This is a genomic window from Vibrio litoralis DSM 17657 (assembly GCF_000426765.1).
Lineage (GTDB): Bacteria > Pseudomonadota > Gammaproteobacteria > Enterobacterales > Vibrionaceae > Vibrio > Vibrio litoralis.
Genome location: NZ_AUFZ01000017.1, coordinates 238,093 through 256,379, shown reverse-complemented (window position 1 = coordinate 256,379; position 18,287 = coordinate 238,093). Strand labels below are relative to the sequence as shown.

Annotated in this window: 19 protein-coding genes; 8 read left to right on the top strand and 11 right to left on the bottom strand. The window is 42.8% G+C overall.

The features are described from left to right. Window positions 1-175 precede the first annotated feature (175 nt). From K358_RS0106655 to K358_RS0106640, 4 genes are all read left to right on the top strand, one after another. Entirely contained in the window at window positions 176-2,236 is a 2,061-nt protein-coding gene (locus tag K358_RS0106655) for a BCCT family transporter (protein ID WP_027696086.1), read from the top strand. Between the two features lie 191 nt (window positions 2,237-2,427). After that, on the top strand, window positions 2,428-3,030 hold the full coding sequence (locus K358_RS18185; RefSeq protein WP_051241222.1) for a recombinase family protein: 603 nt from the start codon (window positions 2,428-2,430) through the stop codon (window positions 3,028-3,030). 25 nt (window positions 3,031-3,055) lie between these two features. Next, the gene (locus tag K358_RS0106645) at window positions 3,056-3,856 is read left to right on the top strand and encodes a siderophore-interacting protein (RefSeq protein WP_027696085.1); all 801 of its coding nucleotides are present in this window, start codon (window positions 3,056-3,058) and stop codon (window positions 3,854-3,856) included. A gap of 17 nt (window positions 3,857-3,873) precedes the next feature. Beyond that, window positions 3,874-4,284 carry a cytidine deaminase gene (locus K358_RS0106640; protein ID WP_027696084.1) on the top strand — a complete coding sequence of 137 codons (411 nt, stop codon included), beginning with the start codon at window positions 3,874-3,876 and terminating at the stop codon, window positions 4,282-4,284. 97 nt (window positions 4,285-4,381) lie between these two features. On the opposite strand, the gene K358_RS0106635 is transcribed toward K358_RS0106640, so the two are convergent. Beyond that, window positions 4,382-5,572, bottom strand: coding sequence for a cystathionine beta-lyase (locus K358_RS0106635; RefSeq protein WP_027696083.1), 1,191 nt, complete (start codon window positions 5,570-5,572; stop codon window positions 4,382-4,384). A gap of 52 nt (window positions 5,573-5,624) precedes the next feature. After that, window positions 5,625-7,079: a cardiolipin synthase gene (cls, locus tag K358_RS0106630; protein WP_027696082.1), complete on the bottom strand. Its 1,455-nt coding sequence runs from the start codon at window positions 7,077-7,079 to the stop codon at window positions 5,625-5,627. A gap of 488 nt (window positions 7,080-7,567) precedes the next feature. On the opposite strand from cls, the gene K358_RS0106625 reads away from it, so the two are divergent. The 4 genes from K358_RS0106625 (at window position 7,568) to K358_RS0106610 (ending at window position 11,026) form a co-directional block, all read left to right on the top strand. Continuing rightward, window positions 7,568-8,908 (top strand): sodium-dependent transporter, encoded by a 1,341-nt coding sequence (locus tag K358_RS0106625; protein WP_027696081.1) that lies wholly within the window; start codon window positions 7,568-7,570, stop codon window positions 8,906-8,908. Window positions 8,909-9,053: 145 nt separating this feature from the next. Then, entirely contained in the window at window positions 9,054-9,761 is a 708-nt protein-coding gene (locus K358_RS0106620; protein WP_027696080.1) for a TIGR01621 family pseudouridine synthase, read from the top strand. Between the two features lie 18 nt (window positions 9,762-9,779). Next, window positions 9,780-10,727, top strand: coding sequence for a class I SAM-dependent methyltransferase (locus tag K358_RS0106615; protein WP_027696079.1), 948 nt, complete (start codon window positions 9,780-9,782; stop codon window positions 10,725-10,727). 89 nt (window positions 10,728-10,816) lie between these two features. Beyond that, complete coding sequence (locus tag K358_RS0106610) at window positions 10,817-11,026, top strand: zinc ribbon domain-containing protein (protein ID WP_027696078.1); 210 nt, start codon at window positions 10,817-10,819, stop codon at window positions 11,024-11,026. A gap of 67 nt (window positions 11,027-11,093) precedes the next feature. Here K358_RS0106610 and gspS2 read toward each other — a convergent pair whose 3' ends face one another. From gspS2 to K358_RS0106565, 9 genes are all read right to left on the bottom strand, one after another. Next, complete coding sequence (gspS2, locus tag K358_RS0106605; protein ID WP_051241221.1) at window positions 11,094-11,492, bottom strand: type II secretion system pilot lipoprotein GspS-beta; 399 nt, start codon at window positions 11,490-11,492, stop codon at window positions 11,094-11,096. Beyond that, entirely contained in the window at window positions 11,492-11,791 is a 300-nt protein-coding gene (locus K358_RS0106600; protein WP_027696076.1) for a YciI family protein, read from the bottom strand. The genes gspS2 and K358_RS0106600 overlap by 1 nt, the downstream gene beginning before the upstream one ends. Window positions 11,792-11,939: 148 nt before the next feature. After that, window positions 11,940-12,338, bottom strand: a complete 399-nt coding sequence (yciA, locus tag K358_RS0106595) for an acyl-CoA thioester hydrolase YciA (protein WP_027696075.1) — start codon at window positions 12,336-12,338, stop codon at window positions 11,940-11,942. A 96-nt stretch (window positions 12,339-12,434) separates the two neighbouring features. After that, complete coding sequence (locus tag K358_RS0106590; protein WP_027696074.1) at window positions 12,435-12,977, bottom strand: septation protein A; 543 nt, start codon at window positions 12,975-12,977, stop codon at window positions 12,435-12,437. A 192-nt stretch (window positions 12,978-13,169) separates the two neighbouring features. Next, window positions 13,170-13,976 (bottom strand): tryptophan synthase subunit alpha, encoded by an 807-nt coding sequence (gene trpA, locus K358_RS0106585; RefSeq protein WP_027696073.1) that lies wholly within the window; start codon window positions 13,974-13,976, stop codon window positions 13,170-13,172. Continuing rightward, on the bottom strand, window positions 13,976-15,166 hold the full coding sequence (trpB, locus tag K358_RS0106580; protein ID WP_027696072.1) for a tryptophan synthase subunit beta: 1,191 nt from the start codon (window positions 15,164-15,166) through the stop codon (window positions 13,976-13,978). The genes trpA and trpB overlap by 1 nt, the downstream gene beginning before the upstream one ends. Window positions 15,167-15,223: 57 nt before the next feature. Then, complete coding sequence (trpCF, locus tag K358_RS0106575) at window positions 15,224-16,609, bottom strand: bifunctional indole-3-glycerol-phosphate synthase TrpC/phosphoribosylanthranilate isomerase TrpF (RefSeq protein WP_027696071.1); 1,386 nt, start codon at window positions 16,607-16,609, stop codon at window positions 15,224-15,226. Between the two features lie 15 nt (window positions 16,610-16,624). Then, window positions 16,625-17,623, bottom strand: a complete 999-nt coding sequence (trpD, locus tag K358_RS0106570; RefSeq protein WP_027696070.1) for an anthranilate phosphoribosyltransferase — start codon at window positions 17,621-17,623, stop codon at window positions 16,625-16,627. An 80-nt stretch (window positions 17,624-17,703) separates the two neighbouring features. Continuing rightward, window positions 17,704-18,285: an aminodeoxychorismate/anthranilate synthase component II gene (locus K358_RS0106565; protein WP_038149910.1), complete on the bottom strand. Its 582-nt coding sequence runs from the start codon at window positions 18,283-18,285 to the stop codon at window positions 17,704-17,706. Window positions 18,286-18,287 lie beyond the last annotated feature (2 nt).

The window sequence follows — 18,287 nt, the reverse complement described above, 5'->3', positions numbered from 1 at the left end:
TTTTGACTGAATTTATACAATTCCTTCTTAAATTTGTGGATATTTGGTTTTTCTGTTTGTATTCTGCAGTAAATGTTAGAGGGTTGTATTTGGCATGTTGCGATGGCTGTAGGAGCAGGTGAACGCCCATTTACCAAACAGATAAATAAAATTGAAAATTAAATAGGAGAAACACATGGATGTTTCAGCAACTAAACGGAAATCAACAGTGCTGATCCCCGTTTTTATACCCGCGGTTATCGTTATTGCTTTATTAGTAATAGGAACGATATCAAACCCAGAGAGGGCTGGTGCCTTTTTCTCTGAATTACTATCCGATGTAACCACCAATTTTGGTTGGTTTTACATGTTGGCAGTAGCAATATTTTTAGTATTTATTGTGACGGTTGCCGTCAGTAAGTGGGGTGAGATAAAACTTGGCCCGGATCATGCCGAACCTGAGTATAGCTTTGTTGAATGGTTTGCGATGCTTTTCTCTGCTGGTTACGGTATTGCCTTATTATTCTTTGGCGTAGCGGAACCAGTTCTGCACTATGCGGCTCCACCAACCGCTGCACCAGAGACGATTGATGCAGCTCGTGAAGCGATGCAAATTGCCTTCTTCCACTGGGGCTTCCACATTTGGGCTATTTATGGCTTAGTGGGTTTAGCACTAGCGTATTTTGCTTTCCGTCATGGGCTTCCTCTTTCGATGCGCTCTACGCTTTACCCATTGATCGGCGATAAAATTCACGGCCCAATTGGTCACACGGTAGATGTATTTGCGATCTTAGGTACCTTGTTTGGTATTGCGACGACGCTTGGTTTATCGGTTACGCAAATCAATACGGGTCTACATTACCTATGGCCAGAGATTCCAATTAATAGCACCGTACAAATTATCGCCATTTCACTGATTACCTTGTGTGCTTTGGTATCGGTATTAGCCGGTATGGATAAAGGGGTGAAAAACTTATCCCTATTGAATATCGCATTGGCTTTATTATTGATGTTATTCGTATTCGTAGCGGGCCCAACACTGTTTATCTTAAATACCTTTATGCAAAATACAGGTAGTTACTTAAGCAATATCGTTGAGCGTACTTTCAACTTACAAGCTTACGTAACCAGCGATTGGATTGGTAACTGGACATTGTTCATCTTTGGTTGGACGATTGCATGGGCACCGTTTGTTGGCTTGTTTATCGCGAAAATCAGCCGCGGTCGTACCATTCGTCAGTTCGTTGTGGGTGTAATGGTTGTACCGACTATTTTTACTTTCTTATGGTTCTCTGTGTTTGGCGATACTGCATTGCACATGATCATGACAGATGGTTACCAACACATCATTCAAGAAGTTCAAGATAATAACGCCATTGCTCTGTTCAAGTTGTTTGAACGCCTGCCAATGACGTCGATTATCTCCTTTATTACGGTTATCTTGATCATTACCTTCTTTGTTACTTCATCGGATTCAGGCTCATTAGTTATTGACTCATTAGCCTCTGGTGGCGTGCAAGAAACACCAGCATGGCAGCGTACATTCTGGGTAGTCACTGAAGGCCTAGTCGCTTCAGTACTATTACTTGCAGGTGGTCTTGGTGCGTTACAAACGGCGAGTGTGGTCAGTGCGTTACCATTTGCGATTATCATGTTAATTGCGATGGTAGGTATGATCAAAGCCTTGCGTATCGAAGGGCACCATGAAGATAGTCAGCAGCAATACATGCAGACTCAGCAAGCGACTTCAGCCCCAAGTGGTAAAGGGCTATGGAAAAAACGTCTAGCTAACTTAGTCGATTTCCCTGTTCGTTCTGACGTTGAAAAGTTCATTAGCGTGACTGCTCTAAATAGCATGAAGCGTGTTGAACAAGAGTTAGAAGCACAAGAGTGGGAAGCGGAAGTTACCTTCGACGAAGAACTATGTCGCGCGCACTTTGAAGTATTCAAAGAAGGCCAAGTTGAGTTTATCTATGAAATCCGTCTACGCGGTTACGATTTACCAGAGTTTGCGTATGATGAAGGTGAAGAGCCGGAAGATAAGTATTACTACCGTGCAGAGGTATTCTTACGCCGTGGTGGTCAAGCTTATGATGTGTATAACTATGAGCAACAAGATATTATTAACGACATCTTGAACCAGTTCGAACGTTACCTACACTTTATTCATATTTCACCAGGGATCTTACCTTGGAATATGGAAGAGCATGATGATGATGTGCCGCCAGAAGATCCCGCGAACCTTGAATTGAAATAATCTCTAGTCAAAGCCTTATCAATCTGATGAGGCTTTTTTTATCCCTCTAATTCAGCTCTTTTTATTTGACTTCTTATTGGTTCATTTGGTGTTGCATTGACAAGTGAGCTAAATTGGCTCATTATTAACGCTAATCAACACCAAGTGAGCTTGTTGGTGTCGTATCAATTTAATTTATATTGAGGGAACATATGTCTCAATTCAAAACTATTGGCTACTTGCGTGTATCGCCCAAAGTTGAAGATATTGATAATCGTATTGATGTGATGACGAACGAAACACAAGCCGCCTTGTATATAGAGCGAGGTATTCGCGGTAATGTCGCTTTAGAAGAAAGACCGGAATTTCAAAAAGCTTATGCACAATTAAAAACTGGAGATACGCTACTTATCTGGTGGATGACCGATTTCGGTCTTGGCTTCAAATTAGCCTATGACGTGATCACAGAGCTTCTCAACAAAGGCATCATTGTAAGAACCTACCACCAGAATCTAATTTTTAAGCCAAACGATGAGCAGACCGATACGATGCTTCGACTGATTAAAGGTTATGAAGAAATTGAAACTTATCAGCGTTTAATGGCGGCTGAATTAGGTCGGAGAAAACTCAAAGGTAACCCGAGCGAGTGGCAAGCCAAATTCAAAGGCCGCCGAGCGAACCATGAACTACATCAGAAGATTGCTCAGTTGCTTACCAGTGATAAAACCTTACAAGCGATTGCTGATGAAACCGGGGCCAGTATTTCGACAGTAAAACGCGTTAAGGCCAAACTCCAAAATAAAACCGCTCATTAATTGCTGATAGAAAAAGGAAATAGTTATGAAACCAAACAGAAAACCGAAACTTGCTACTGTTGTGAACACCTTTGAACTTTCAGCCAATATGCAGCGCGTGATTTTACAAGGCGAAGACTTTAAACCATTACAAGCAACGGACCTAGGCGGCTACATCAAATTAATGTTTCATCCTGAAGGCCATACGGATATTTCAAATCTTCGAGAAGGGGAACGTCCGGTTATGCGTACTTACACCATTAGTGAATTAGACCTTGATAGCGGCCAGATCGCAGTCGATTTTGTGATACATGAAGTGGATGAAAAACATAAAATCATCAGCAAAGAACAAGGTGGTTATGCGATTCATTGGGCGATGAATGCAAAAGTAGGTGATACAATTTCGATTGGTGGTCCGGGTAATAGCCAGTTAATTGATCTGAATGCTGAGCAAGTATTTATGGTGGCAGATATGACTGCGATTCCTGCAATAACGGAAAAACTGAACAAGCTTGAGCAAAACGCAGTTGGTCATGTGGTTGTCCAATTAAGCTCGCCTCAAGATAGCCCAAATTGGAATCTACCGGTAGGCATGCAGTTACACACGGTTATTGGTCATCAGCCAACCGAATTAAGTGATGCGGTTACTCAGTTATCCATTGATAGCCAAGATGTCGCCATTTGGTGTGCTTGTGAATTTACTGCGATGAAAGCAATTCGCACTCACTTTAATAACCAAGACGCGATACAGCGTGAAAAGAGTTACTTTAGTAGTTACTGGAAACAAGGCGTGACGGAAGATGGTCACAAAGTGATTAAGCGTGAAGATGCAGAAAGTCTAAGTTGATAAGCGACAGAATACGTATGAATAGTATTGAACAAGAACTTTATCAAACAGCTGTAGAGTTAATTAAGAAACGTTATCCATTTGGATGGGGTGGCGCAGCAGCGATTCGAACTCAATCAGGTAGAATACTGACAAGCGTAGCTCCTAGTGTAAACAATGATGCACTTGCGTTATGCATGGAAGTAGGGAGTTATTTAGACGCTGAAAAATATGATGATGCCGTCACTCATTCTCTGTGTGTCTGTAGAGAAGATGAATTTAGTGAATTTCTAGTATTAACCCCGTGCGGTATTTGCCAAGAGCGCTTGGTATCGTGGGGTGGTGATGTTCAAGTGGCTATATCAAATGCCGAAAATAAACTTGAATTTAAACCATTAAGAGAATTGATGCCTCACCATTGGTCGATAGTAAATGGCATTCAGCTTTGAGTCTTGACTTAAATATTTCAGCCCCTTAGTGCTAGCAGAAAGAAGTATCGCTAGTACTGAGGGGCTGAGTAGTTTAAATGAATCGTTAGTCTAAAGCTTAATTATCAAGCGCAGAATTATAAGCCTCAAAACCACGCTCTAAATCTTCTATCAGATCTTCTACGTTTTCTAAGCCGATGTGTAATCGTACTAACGTACCTTTAAAGTGTGGATTCGATACTGTTCGCATGTTATCGAAGCTGCTTGGCTCATTGGCGAGAATTAAGCTTTCATAGCCGCCCCAAGAGTAGCCCATGCTGAAATGCTCTACGGTATCAAGTAGCGCAGTAGTCGCTTTCTTATTGCTGGTCTTTAATACAAATGAGAATAGGCCATTAGAGCCAGTAAAATCACGTAGGAAGAATTCGTGGCCCGGGCAAGATGGTAGTGCAGGGTGGCGCACATGATCGACTTCAGGGCGAGTTTCTAACCATTTAGCAATCGCGATACTGTTTTGTTCATGTTGCTTCAAACGCACGCTTAAAGTACGCAAACCACGCAACCCGGTGTAGGCATCATCTGGTGATACACACTGACCAAGTAGGTAGCTTTGCTCACGTAGCTGTGGCCAGTATTTTTCGTTGGCAACCGCAGTGCCAAGCATCACATCAGAGTGACCGACAATGTATTTAGTTGCGGCTTGAATCGACACATCAACACCATGGTCAAACGGTGAAAAGTTAACACCAGCGCCCCAAGTATTATCGAGCATCACGATAATGTCGTGTTCATGAGCAATGCGAGAAAGGGTTGGAACATCTTGCACTTCCATGGTGTAAGAGCCCGGAGATTCGGTAAATAGAATTTTGGTATTTGGGCGGATTAAATCACGAATACCTTCGCCGATACTTGGTTCATAGTAAGTGGTTTCAATGCCCATTTTTTTGAGAATGATATTGCAGAAATCACGGGTTGGTTCATAGCAGCTATCAACCATTAAAACGTGGTCGCCATGCTCAACGAAAGACAAGATTGAATTGGTGATCGCAGCAGCGCCGCAAGGGTAGAGCGCACAACCGGCACCACCTTCGATTTGGGTCATGGCTTCTTGAAAGGCGAAATGAGTTTCGGTACCGCGACGACCATAAAATAAGGTATGTCCTTGGCGCTTCATGGTGGCTTCGTTTTTCTCAGCAACCGTATTAAATACCACCGTTGAGGCGCGTTGAACCGGTGGGTTGACCACGCCGTGAGTCCACTTTTTATTGCGCCCTGCATTGATCAGTTTGGTTTCGTACTTGTCTGACATCTTATATCCTTATATTCGTTAGAACTTATCGCTTTCTACTAATCATATTGCCTTATAGCAAAGGGTTAAATAGGTAGAAGAGCCTTTCTAGCATTCGGTGGCCAAAATTACGCTGTTCCCATCTTTCTTTAGAAACTAACGTGGATTGATTTAGGTAATTTTCTTGAACCCAATATAACTCTTTGGTGAATTCATAATCATCGACCACTAGGGTTAATTCAAAGTTAAGCCACAAGCTTCTCATATCTAGGTTAACGCTACCCACTAGGCAGTATTGTTGATCAATGACGACGGATTTGGTGTGTAATAAGCCAGCATCAAATTGATAAATATGTACGCCCGCTTCCAGTAATTCACTAAAGAAAGATTTGGAAGCCCAGTTAACTAATAGAGAGTCATTTTTCTTGGGAAGTAATAATTCAACGGTAACGCCTCGCTGTGCGGTCATCTTGATTACCTGCATTAAGTTATCACTAGGGACAAAATAAGGCGTGGTAATACGTACGGATGTTTTGGCTTGATGAATTGCAAGCGTAAGCACTTGTTGAATGAGGTTTTCTGGCATACCTGGGCCAGATGGCACCACTTGAATGGGATGTAATGCGCCTGTGTTTTCTATGGTACAAATAGGGAAGGTAGGTAGATGACGCTCACCGGTTTCAACTTCCCAATCCCAAGCATGTATTGCTGCCAGAACATTAACGGTAGGGCCAGTGACGCGAACCATCACGTCAATCCATTCGCCTACGCCAGCATCTTGCTTGAAGAACTCAGGGTCGACCATATTCATCGAACCGGTATAAGCTACTTCGTCATCAATGGTGATAATTTTACGGTGTAGTCGTAGATCTAATCGACGGAAAAATACACGGAAAGCATTCACTTCTAACGCCTGACGAATATCAATGCCAGCTTCCTTCATTAATTTGTGCCAATGGCTGCGGAAGAATTTAGGACTACCTGCCGAGTCAATTAATATCTGAATATTAACGCCTCGTTTAGCCGCTTGAATCAGCGCAGCATTGACCGAGTCGATGAGTCCGCCACTTTGCCAGATATAAAATTCCATTCGAATATTGGTGTGGGCTTGCTCTATATCTTCAATGATTGAGCGAAGAATTTTGTCTGGAGTGTCTTGTAGCGACAATGTGTTACCGCACAACGCAGGAATCGCGGTGCGGTTGGTGCAAAGATCATGAATTTGCGCCAGTTGTAAATTGAGTAAAGTCGGCTGGTGAGCTTGGCATTCATGCAATTGAGTAAACCATTCGCCATAAGGGGCGAACATACTTTGAGCTCGTTCGGCTCGTTTTCGTCCTAAATTTAATTCGCCAAAAAGGAAGTAAAGTATTACGCCGACGAAAGGGATGATGTAAATGATCATTAGCCAAGCAAGCGAGACACTCACGGCACGGCGCTTAATCACCACACGAATGGTAACCCCTGCTACGAGCAGCCAATAACTAATCACACCTGCTAGCGCAACAATTTGATAGAACTTTTCCATTTATTCCTTTTATATCACCGACTTCATGAATCTTGATACTACCATTCTTTAGCCTGAACTTTGAATCATATTCTTATTGTATAAAATTGGGACTAATCGAGGATGAGCAATTAAGTATCGAGGTGAATAGCTAGGTACATAAGATGAAAAAACCTAGCTTGAATGGAAAGCTAGCTTCAATGGAAAAATAACCAGACGGGTTGCTTTGAATATTGGAAGTAAATTAAAAAATCGGACTACCAATCGGGAAAAATGTTAATTAATTGTTGGCTTTAGTTCTGTGATATTACGCATTGTTGATTGTTTTATGCTCAGGTATCGGTTTATTTGTGTTTTTTCTACTGCTTTAACTTTAAATCCACCACATAAACTGCTTTACTTGCAACCCTCTTGATAAAATTCATTTTGGTCGTGTGTATAGAAATTTTTACGCGACTGTAAATTATAATAATTATTGGCTTTAAGCCTAAAACACAACGGAAAGTATTATGGCGTCAGGTTCACGTGCTCAGTTTAGTTCTAAATTGGGCTTCATTATGGCCGCAGCAGGATCAGCGGTTGGATTAGGAAATGTTTGGGGTTTCCCAACACAAGCAGCAAGCAACGGTGGGGCAGTCTTTTTGATTGTGTATTTGGTGATGGTAGCGGTTCTTGCCTTGCCTATGCTGATTGCAGAATTAACCATTGGTCGTTATGGACAAGCGAGTCCATTACGTTCGATTGCGAGTATTTGGCCTAAGCGCAGTAAAGTGCCTGTTGGCTTTGGCTTGCTTGGTTTGTTAACGGCTTTAATGATCTTGAGTTTTTATTCGATCATTGCAGGTTGGCTTGCCGGCTACTTAGTGAGTCCGATACTTGATTTGGTTGGCCTACACACTGCGGCTAATTGGTTAGAATCATTTAGCCTTGAAAGAAACCTAGTGCTTGCCTTGGTGTTTATTGGTTTAACTATGAAGGTCGTGATGAGTGGCGTAACCGATGGGATCGAGCGTTGGTCATCTCGTTTAATGCCGGTTTTGGTTGGTTTGTTCGTTATCATGATCATTTACATTCTGACTCAAGATGGCGCAATGGACGGGTTAAAAATGTACCTTGTTCCTGATATTTCTCACTTCAGTGCTGATCTAGTGGTAGGCGCAATGGGGCAAGCTTTCTTCTCGTTATCTCTTGGTGTGACGGTGATGATGGTTTATGGATCATATTTACCAAAAGACATTAATATTCCGAAAACCGCGGCACAAGTGGCAGCGATTGATACGGGGATTGCGTTTGGTGCAGGTTTGCTGATTCTACCGGCGATGTTTGTCGCGCAAAAACACGGCGTACAGATTTATGATCAAGCTGGGCAATTACTAAATTCAGATACTTTAGTATTCACCGTACTTCCTGCTATGTTCGATACCATGGGAAGTGTCGGTATTATTGTGGGTATTCTATTCTTCGCATTAATGCTGATTGCAGCACTAACCTCATCGATTTCAATGCTAGAGGTACCTGTTTCGTGTGCGATTGAAGAGCTTGGCCATTCTCGCAAAAAAGCCGTTTGGTGGATTGGCGGTGTTGCTTTAGCGCTTGCGGCGGCAATTGTATTTAACTTTGGGACTTTATTTGGTCTCGTTATTACTATCTCAACGGTTTATCTACAGCCTTTACTGGGGCTTGTGTGGGCAATCTGTGCGGGTTGGGTATGGCACCGTGCAGGTTTGCTTGAAGAGATTCGTCAAGGTAACCCAGATGTGGCAGATAGCTTCTTCTGGAAAGTGTGGCCAAACTACTTACGCTATGTCTGCCCAATTCTAATGGGATTGGTGTTCTGGGTAACCATCTAATTTATTCTCATTATTATTGAACTAAGTGCCTCGTTTTTACGGGGCATTTTTTATGGGAAATTTTTTGTCTGCCGGATAGGGCTGTCATTTAGTATTGAGGCAAGGCAAGGTATACTTCAACCTCTCTTTATCCGGTAGGGTTTTTATGTTCGATATTCTGTATCAAAATGCCGATTTTTTAGTCATTAATAAGCATCCAAATGTCAGTGTGCATAAAGATGATGGTGAGACTTCTTTATTAATTGAAGTGGCCAAATCCGAAATGGTTGAGTTAACGGCAGAGCAAAAACTCTATCTGATTCATCGCTTAGATAAAATGACGTCGGGAATTCTCCTACTGGGCAAGCATCAGCAAGCCGCTAGTGAGTTATCACAACTTTTTGCCAATCGCATGGTGAGCAAATTCTATCTTGCGATTGGGGTGAAAAAGCCAAAGAAAAAACAAGGGTTGGTTTCTGGCGATATGGAGCGTTCTAGGCGCTCTAGTTGGAAGCTATTAAAGAGCCAAGATAACCCGGCTAAAACGCAGTTTTTTTCGTTGGCTGGAGAGAATGGACAGCGTCTGTTTTTATGTAAGCCGCATACCGGTAAAACTCATCAAATTCGAGTAGCGCTCAATTCCATTGGCTCATCTATCGTCGGTGATGATATCTACACTCCAAGCAGCAAAGCTGATCGTGGTTATTTGCATGCCTATTGCTTGTCGTTTGAGTATCAAGGGCAAATGCATGAATTTATTTGTGATCCAAGCCAATATGAACATTTAGGTCAAGAGTGGCAAACCGAAGCCGCCAAGCAGGCAATTGAGCAATGGAGCAAACCATCTAGCCTCAATTGGCCAACAATTAAATAATTTATAAGTGAATCGATAATGGAAATCACACAGTTAGACACTTTCTTTGAACGTATTAAACAGCAACTACCACTTTGTGAAAGTGAAATGCGTCGTTTATTTCACGGCCGTGGACAAACATTTCAAGGCTTAGAGCAGATCACCGCAGATTGGATTGGCCAACAGTTGATCGTGACGTTATTTAAGCCCGTTGAAGACGACTTTAATCAAGCGTTGAAACGAGGTTTAACTGAACTCTTTGCCAGTGACATTTGGCAATCTGCTGGTGGTACGGGTATTGGTTTGCAGCATAGATACCAACATGGTGCGCCATTTGAAACGATTGCTGGTGAGATTCAAGAGAACACGGTTGGTGTTGAAAACGGTCTTAAATATCAGCTTGTACTGGGTAAGAACCAGAATATGGGAATTTTCCTAGATATGCGTTTAGGCCGCCAATGGGTTCAAGAGCGCTCGCAAGGTAAACGCGTATTGAATCTGTTTGCTTATACTTGTGGTTTTTCCGTTGCAGCGAAAGCTGGCGGTGCTGATCAAGTGGTTAATGTGGATATGGCAAAAGGCGCGTTATCTCGTGGACGCGATAATCACAGATTAAATGAGCATGATATGTCGGATGTGACTTTCATGGGCTACGATATCTTCCGCTCTTGGGGGAAAATCACCAAATATGGTCCTTATGATTTAGTGATTATCGATCCGCCATCTTTCCAGAAGGGCAGTTTTGCTTTAACCAAAGATTATAAACGCATCTTACGTAAACTCCCTACGTTATTGAATGAAGGTGGTGAAGTGTTTGCGTGTGTGAACTCTCCAGTGGTGAGTGAAGACTTCTTGATTGATTCAATGGCAGAAGAAGCGCCTGAATTGACGTTCGTTGAGAGATTAGCCAATCCGGAAGAATTTGCGGATGTTGATGAGCAAGCCAGTTTGAAGGTAATGATATTTTCATCAAAAGACGAAAGTTAACCGGCTGAATTTTAGGTAAATTCCTACTGGCAATATTTGTAAAATAATGCATGATTACATGAAACTATTCGACTCAAGGAAGATAACCTATGCCATTAGTTCAATGCCCTATATGCGATAAATCGATATCAAAGCGAGCGCATACTTGCCCAAATTGTGGTGAGCCTGATCCATTTAACAGCCGAGTTAAATCTAAGGTATTGACGACAATACTCTGGATTGCGGCAATTGTTGGTGGGGTGTACCTGTTTTGGGTTTATGGCCTACCTATGTTGATTGATTTAGCCCATAAGTTATAAAAAATTAACCCCCTAATGAGAAGATCATCAGGGGGTTAATTGTATCTACTATTTAATCGCGTTTAGATTAATTTTCATCTTCTACTTGCTGACAAGTTTGTTCGCTAATACTTTTCTCAACGAGCATTTTTCCACGTTCGCTACGAATGGTGACTTTATAAATCACACCTTTTTTCAAAACCGAACGGACTTCATTACTTTTGCAGTAAGTTTTTACACTTGCGTCAACTAAAGCCGTTGGTGATACGGTGCCTGAGCTGTTGTAAATCATCAGTAGCTCAACAACATTTTTATCTGACTTTGCACTCATTACATTCAGCGGGCCGATTTTGTAAGGTAGGCCGGCTTCAATCACGCTAGCGCGGTGATCGGCCATCATTTCTACTTCACTTGGCGTTGATGAACAACCGAGTAATAAGATTGCGCTTAGTAGAGCCAGTAGGGGAGTTTTAAAAGACATCTTCATTATGGTAATACTTTCTTAAATGGTTTGACGGTAACTTTCTCATAAACGCCAGCTTCGATATAAGGGTCAGCGTCTGCCCATGCTTTGGCGTCATCAAGAGAGTTAAATTCTGCAATTACAGTTGATCCGGTAAAGCCTGCTTCGCCTGGGTTCTCTGAGTCAATCGCAGGCATTGGGCCAGCCACTAATAAGCGACCTTCTTCTTGTAATTGGACTAGGCGAGCTAAGTGACGATCACGAACGCTCATGCGTTTTTCTAATGAGTTCTCAACATCCTGAGAAAAAATAACATACCACATGGGAAGAGTCCTTTATGTTGAAATTCAAGATAAGAAGTTAATATACGCGGCTCAAAAAAATAAGGCTACCATTTGCCAGTAAAACTGCGCTTGATAGCCTTATTTTGTGTTGTATATCCAAGTAGCGTCGGGGATAAATAGGTTAATGTTAGTCAGGTTTTACTGCGCGAGGCTTACCATCTGCATCAATAGCAACATAGTTAAAGGTGGCTTCACAAACTTTATTCTTTTCACCTACACCATCTAGGCCAACAGATTTAACCCATACTTCTAGTGCGATAGACATTGAAGTACGACCAACCTTGATGCACTCACCATAACAACAAACCACATCACCTACCTTTACCGGTTGCTTGAAGGTGATACTAGAAACAGAAACTGTCACGACGCGACTGTTGGAAAGTTCTTTGGCTAAAATAGCGCCTGCCAAATCGAGTTGAGACATGATCCAACCACCAAAAATATCACCATTGGCATTGGTATCGGCAGGCATTGCAAGAGTACGAAGCACCATTGAGCCGCGAGGGGCTTGAGTTTGAGAGCTCATAACGTGTCCTAAATAAAAAATCCCATTACTGTTATAAATTATGACAGTAATGGGATGACAATCAACTACTCATCAGGCTATATGCTGATAGTTTGCTCAGTTTTCTTCTTTATTTTCTTTAGGCATATGCTTGTAAACATAAACACCAGTAAGAATCGTGAAAGCGAAGGTGGCGATTAATAAGCCAAAGACTTTAAAGTTTACCCATACATCAAGTGGTAATTCGTAGGCCACATAGATGTTTAACGCTGCGCACACTGCAAAGAAACCAACCCAAGCAAGGTTCACTCGTTTCCAGACGCTATCTGGAACGGTAATTTCTTTGCTTAACATGCCTTTAATAACAGGCTTTCCTAAGAAATCAGAAATTAATAGGCCGATAGCAAATAAAGCGTAGATGATGGTGACTTTCCATTTGATGAAGTTGTCGTTATGGAAAAACAGTGTCATACCACCAAATACAGCCACGATGGCGAAGGTAATTAGCTGCATTTTTTCTACTTTCTTATATAGGAAGTAGGTGACTGCGACTTGAACTGCAGTGGCAACAATTAAGGCGCCGGTTGCTACATAAATATCGTAGCTTTTATATAAAAAGAAAAAGATAACCAGAGGAATAAAATCAATAAGTTGCTTCATGCTTAACCATTTATTTATGTTATTACGATTAAAATCACTGCGGCCATTAGTTTTAAAAAGTGGCAGTGAATATAAGATGTGCCTCAGTCTACCCAATCGCAGCAGAATGAAAACCGTTTAGAGATGTTTTGCTACAAAAAAAGAGCCATCAGGCCCCTTTAAAGTTATATACACTCAAATCATTAGTAATAATTACTTTTGAGTAGCTGCTTTCATTGCTTTTACAAAGTCACCTAGCTCGCTGAGCATAGTCTCTGGCAGATCTAGGTTACGCTCAATAATTTTCACTACCGCTGAGCCTGAAATTGCACCTGCTGCTCCTGCTTGGATTGCTTCTGAAACTTGAGCGGGTTCTGATATGCCAAAACCAAGAATTGCTGGTGGCGCATCAAATTGATTTAAACGCTCAAGCAATTCATGAACCGGCATGCCTGCTTTCGTTTCGGTACCCGTTACACCTGCGCGAGAGAGTAGGTAGGTGTAACCTCCACCAAGGTTAGCGACTTGCTCTAGTGTTTCAGGGCTACCATTTGGCGGCGCAATAAATATTGGATGAATACCGTGTGCTTTAGCCGCGTTTACAAATGGCTCACTTTCACCGGTTGGGACATCGGCAACCAATACTGAATCAACGCCAGCTTGTTGGCAGCGAGCATAGAAATCATCTAAGCCGCGTACGTACACTAGGTTGGCATAAACCAGTAAGCCGATTGGTGTGTCTGGATGTTGCGCACGAATTTTACTGATCAAATCAAAACAAATACTTGGTGTGGTATTTGATTCTAATGCGCGAATATTGGCACCTTGAATCGTCGGGCCATCAGCAGAAGGATCTGAAAAAGGAAAGCCTAGTTCTAACGCATCGGCACCGGCATCGACTAAGGTTTGAATAATCGCCAGTGATTGCTCAGGGTTAGGGTCACCAATAGTAACGAAAGGAACAAATGCACCTTGGCTCTTTTCATTGAGCTGAGTAAATAATTGCTGATAACGGTCCATTATTGCGCTCCTTTCTCATCTAAAATCGCTTGTACAGTGAAAATATCTTTATCGCCACGGCCTGATAAATTAACCACTAACAATTGTTCTTTTTCAGGTTCGGCTTGTGCCATTTTAACCGCGTAAGCAAGTGCATGAGCAGATTCTAGGGCAGGGATAATACCTTCATTACGAGCCAAACTTTGGAAGCAATCTAGCGCTTCATCATCGGTGATTGATTCATATTGAGCACGGCCAATTGAATTTAAATGGGCATGTTGCGGACCAACTGATGGGAAATCTAATCCAGCCGATACAGAGTAAGACTCTTCAATTTGACCATTCTCATCTTGCATCAGTGGTGATTTCATACCGAAGAAAATGCCAGTAGTACCATGTTTCAGTGGTGCGCCGTGTTGGTCGGTATCGATACCTTTACCCGCAGGCTCTACACCAATTAGGCGAACATCGGTTTCTTCAATGAAATCGGCAAACATACCAATCGCATTGGAACCGCCACCAACACAGGCAATCACGGCATCAGGAAGACGTCCTTCACGAGCGAGAATTTGCATTTTGGTTTCTTCACCAATCATGCGTTGGAATTCACGAACAATCGTTGGGAAAGGGTGAGGACCCGCGGCAGTACCTAGTAGGTAGTGTGCTTTATCATAGCTGGCAGACCAATCACGTAGCGCTTCATTACAGGCATCTTTTAAGGTTGCTGAACCAGAATGTACTGGGATCACTTCAGCGCCCATCATGCGCATGCGGAATACGTTTGGGCTTTGACGCTCAACATCTTTCGCGCCCATGTAGACTTTGCATTTTAAATCAAGCAAAGCACACGCTAGCGCCGTTGCAACACCATGTTGACCAGCACCGGTTTCCGCGATGATTTCTTTTTTACCCATGCGTTTAGCCAGTAATGCTTGACCAAGTACTTGGTTGGTTTTATGGGCGCCGCCGTGCAGTAGGTCTTCACGCTTTAGGTATAGCTTGGTTTTAGTGCCTTTAGTCATGTTACGACATAAGGTTAACGCGGTAGGGCGGCCTGCGTATTCTTGCAGTAATCCCATAAACTCAGCTTGGAACTCAGGATCTTGTTGAGCATCGATAAACGCTTGTTCAAGTTGATCCAGTGCTGGAACTAAAATTTGTGGTACATATTGACCACCGTACTCACCAAAATAGGCATCTAACTTAGCCATAAAAATATAATCCTTGTTAATTATCAACGACGGGGTATTAAGCTACAGGTCATTGATTTAATAATTTCTTAATGCCTTAAACGCGGCTTCCAGTTTCTGTGGATCTTTTTTACCGGGTTCGCTTTCAACTCCGGAGTTAAGATCTAAACCGATACAACCAAGTTGTGCGGCTTCTTCGATATTGTCAGGTGATAAGCCGCCTGCAATCATAATGCTTTGACGATGACTCGTTGATGTATTGCCTTTGTTTAAAAGGTCCCAATCAAAACTCATTCCAGTTCCTCCTGATTGATTACCTACTTGAGAATCTAATAAATGTTTATCAACGTGTTGCTCTAATAGTGTTGGCAGCTGATCGGACACCCCATAAGCTTTCCAAATTTTAACGCTTTTCGGTAGTAGTCGGCGTAATTCGGCAACTTGTGCTTGCGTTTCAGCGCCATGAAGCTGGACCGCAGCCAGACCAAGCTGATTGGCGGTTTGAGCCACTTCATCCATCGATTGATTTTGGAAAACACCCACATAATGTAATGGCGCGCCACTCATAATCAAGCGTGCATCTTCTATGCTGACACGACGTTTGGATTTAGCGGCAAAAATAAGCCCACCATAAACACTACCAGAGCGGTAGGCTAGGTTTGCATCGTCTGGGTGAGTTAATCCGCAGACTTTATTTTCACCTAGGATGACACGACGAACCGCCACTTCTAAGTTGTCTTCCGACATCAAAGAACTACCAATTAAGAAACCATTCGCAAACTGTGATAGCTCTTTTACTTGCTGATGGTTGTGAATGCCTGATTCAGAAATTACCACGGTATCTTTTGATAAACGAGGTGCGAGTTCTTTAGTGCGCTCAAGGGTAATGGACAGGTCGCGTAAATTGCGGTTATTGATGCCGACAACCGGCGCTTTCAATGCAATTGCACGCTCTAATTCATCTTCATTACTGACTTCGGTTAAAATGCCTAGGTTTAATGATCGAGCCACTTCTGCTAGCAGTTGATATTCTTGATCGTTAAGTACGGAAAGCATCAACAAAATCGCATCGGCTTGATAATGACGAGCAAGGTACACTTGGTATTCGTCGATCATAAAGTCTTTACACAAGACAGGTTGCGTAACTTGCTTGCGTACTTGAGGCAAAAAGTTGAAATCGCCCTGGAAGTATTTCTCGTCGGTTAATACCGAAATAGCGCTAGCATGATTGGCGTAGACCGAGGCGATGTAGTCTAAATTGAAATCTTCACGGATCAGACCTTTTGATGGCGACGCTTTTTTACACTCTAAAATGAATTCGGTTTTGCCAGTATGCAATGCCTGATAAAAGTCGCGATCACTTGGCTGTAAATCTTGTTTGAATGATTCTAAAGGTTGTTGAGCTTTACGTTCTTCAACCCAAATGCGTTTATCCGCGACGATTTTTGCTAATACGGTTTCCAATTCCTTTCTCCTCGATTATCCGTGCGCGGCAAGTTGAGTAACAAGCTGATACGCTTTGCCTGAATTCATAACCTCAATAGCTTGTTGAGTGTTGGCTTTTAAGTCTTCTTGACCAAATAGACGCAACAGTAGCGCAACATTCACGGCTACGGCAGATACCTGTGCTTCCGTTCCTTCGCCATTTAAGATTTTAGTGATAATGGCACGGTTCTCTTCTGGTTCGCCACCTTTAATTGCTTCGAGTGGGTGACTATTCACGCCAAAATCTTCTGGCGTTAAGGTGTACTCAATAATTTCGCCGTTTACGATTTCATTAACCAGTGTTGGACCGTGAATCGCGACTTCATCTAGCCCACTACCATGTACCACTGCTGCTCGTTTCATCCCCATACTTGCCATGGTTTTGGCGATAGGGCGAACTAGGCTTTCATCATAAACGCCCATTAATTCAATATTTGGGCGAGCCGGATTAATTAAAGGGCCAAGTAAGTTAAAAATCGTGCGAGTCTTCATCGCTTGGCGTACTGGCATTGCGTGGCGCACACCACCGTGGTATTGCGGTGCGAATAAGAATGCTACGCCAATGTTCTCCACCGCAGATTTAGTATCTTCTGGGCTCATGGCGAGGTTAATACCAAAAGAGTCGAGTAGGTCAGATGAGCCTGATTTACTTGATACACCGCGGTTACCATGTTTGGCGATCTTCACCCCACAAGCGGCAGCCACAAAAGCGGCGGTGGTTGAAATGTTGATGGTATTGGAACCATCACCACCGGTGCCTACGATATCGGCAAAATCGCCTTCAATGGTTGGAAATGGAGAGGCATTTGCTAGCAATGCTTGCGCGGCACCTGCGATTTCTTCCGGCGTTTCGCCTTTAATTTTTAATGCCGTTAGCACCGCGCCCAAAAGAATAGGATCCATTTCGCCTTTGATAATGGTGTCGAATAGGGTATGGCTTTCTTGTTCGCTTAAATCGCTCTGGGCATAAAGTTTGTTGATGATCTCTTGCATAATTAAATCCTTGTAATAATCTTTCTCGGCTCTCGGCTCTCGGCTCTCGGCTCTCGGCTCTCGGCTCTCGGCTCTCGGCTCTATTTCTCTAATGCCCAACGAATTGTGTTTTCTAATAATGTCGCGCCATAGGTAGTCATAATGGATTCCGGGTGAAATTGAAAGCCACAGACTTTGTGATTTTCTTCAACCACAGACATGACTAATCCATCAACTTGCGCGGTTACCGTCAGCGTATGACTCACATGAGTGGCAACCAAAGAGTGATAACGAGCAATCGCAAAAGGTGATGGTAAGTTCTGATAGGTTGGATGATTGTCATGCACCATCATTGATACCTTGCCATGAATGATTTCACCTGCGCCAGCCACTATGCCGCCGTAGGCTTCAACAATTGCTTGGTGGCCTAGGCAAATACCAATCATCGGCACCTTACCCTTTAGGCGTTGAATTAGCTCAGGCATACAACCCGCTTCAGAAGGTGCGCCGGGTCCTGGTGAAAGCACGACGACCGGGTTTTCTAGTTGCTGTACGGCTTGTTCAATGGTTTCCGCTGATAGGCTATTACGGTAAATCGTAACGTCGTGGCCTAGTGTGCGAAATTGGTCAACAAGGTTGTAGGTGAATGAATCAAAGTTATCAATAAAAAGAATGTTCGCCATGA

Bases quoted from the DNA above. Each gene is read 5' to 3' on its own strand.
- K358_RS0106565 (WP_038149910.1), bottom strand. From the start codon at position 18,285: ATGGCGAACATTCTTTTTATTGATAACTTTGATTCATTCACCTACAAC.
- K358_RS0106645 (WP_027696085.1), top strand. From the start codon at position 3,056: ATGAAACCAAACAGAAAACCGAAACTTGCTACTGTTGTGAACACCTTT.
- K358_RS0106620 (WP_027696080.1), top strand. From the start codon at position 9,054: ATGTTCGATATTCTGTATCAAAATGCCGATTTTTTAGTCATTAATAAG.
- trpD (WP_027696070.1), bottom strand. From the start codon at position 17,623: ATGCAAGAGATCATCAACAAACTTTATGCCCAGAGCGATTTAAGCGAA.
- K358_RS0106655 (WP_027696086.1), top strand. From the start codon at position 176: ATGGATGTTTCAGCAACTAAACGGAAATCAACAGTGCTGATCCCCGTT.
- K358_RS0106610 (WP_027696078.1), top strand. From the start codon at position 10,817: ATGCCATTAGTTCAATGCCCTATATGCGATAAATCGATATCAAAGCGA.
- trpB (WP_027696072.1), bottom strand. From the start codon at position 15,166: ATGGCTAAGTTAGATGCCTATTTTGGTGAGTACGGTGGTCAATATGTA.
- K358_RS0106600 (WP_027696076.1), bottom strand. From the start codon at position 11,791: ATGTGGTATGTTATTTTTTCTCAGGATGTTGAGAACTCATTAGAAAAA.
- trpA (WP_027696073.1), bottom strand. From the start codon at position 13,976: ATGGACCGTTATCAGCAATTATTTACTCAGCTCAATGAAAAGAGCCAA.
- gspS2 (WP_051241221.1), bottom strand. From the start codon at position 11,492: ATGAAGATGTCTTTTAAAACTCCCCTACTGGCTCTACTAAGCGCAATC.
- K358_RS0106640 (WP_027696084.1), top strand. From the start codon at position 3,874: ATGAATAGTATTGAACAAGAACTTTATCAAACAGCTGTAGAGTTAATT.
- cls (WP_027696082.1), bottom strand. From the start codon at position 7,079: ATGGAAAAGTTCTATCAAATTGTTGCGCTAGCAGGTGTGATTAGTTAT.
- K358_RS18185 (WP_051241222.1), top strand. From the start codon at position 2,428: ATGTCTCAATTCAAAACTATTGGCTACTTGCGTGTATCGCCCAAAGTT.
- K358_RS0106590 (WP_027696074.1), bottom strand. From the start codon at position 12,977: ATGAAGCAACTTATTGATTTTATTCCTCTGGTTATCTTTTTCTTTTTA.
- yciA (WP_027696075.1), bottom strand. From the start codon at position 12,338: ATGAGCTCTCAAACTCAAGCCCCTCGCGGCTCAATGGTGCTTCGTACT.
- K358_RS0106625 (WP_027696081.1), top strand. From the start codon at position 7,568: ATGGCGTCAGGTTCACGTGCTCAGTTTAGTTCTAAATTGGGCTTCATT.
- K358_RS0106635 (WP_027696083.1), bottom strand. From the start codon at position 5,572: ATGTCAGACAAGTACGAAACCAAACTGATCAATGCAGGGCGCAATAAA.
- K358_RS0106615 (WP_027696079.1), top strand. From the start codon at position 9,780: ATGGAAATCACACAGTTAGACACTTTCTTTGAACGTATTAAACAGCAA.